Annotated in this window: 1 protein-coding gene; it reads right to left on the bottom strand. The window is 46.9% G+C overall.

Annotated elements, in window-relative coordinates; genetic code table 11:
* Positions 1-207: hypothetical protein (locus tag HJV72_RS19605; RefSeq protein WP_208073563.1), on the bottom strand; the 207-nt coding region annotated here is incomplete at both ends.

The following is a 207-nucleotide window of genomic DNA, read 5'->3' as shown; positions in this document are numbered from 1 at the left end:
GCTTGTGGCAGGTCGGGCATACTTCCTGTCGTAATATAAGCTATGGTGTTCTTCAATAAATACTCTTGGGTGTCTCCCAGTGGGTAGAGAGGGGAGATGAGGTTACGTTCGCTCAATGTGAAATCGGGGGTGATGCCATTTACATAGTTGGCTTGTCCTGCCGAGTTGAGAACGTATGCCACTACCGGCCATAAAATAAAGTTGTAA

This window comes from Extibacter sp. GGCC_0201, from assembly GCF_017566055.1.
Taxonomy (GTDB): domain Bacteria; phylum Bacillota; class Clostridia; order Lachnospirales; family Lachnospiraceae; genus Extibacter.
Note: the sequence above shows the minus strand (reverse complement) of the source record. Positions and strands in the feature narration are given on the sequence as shown.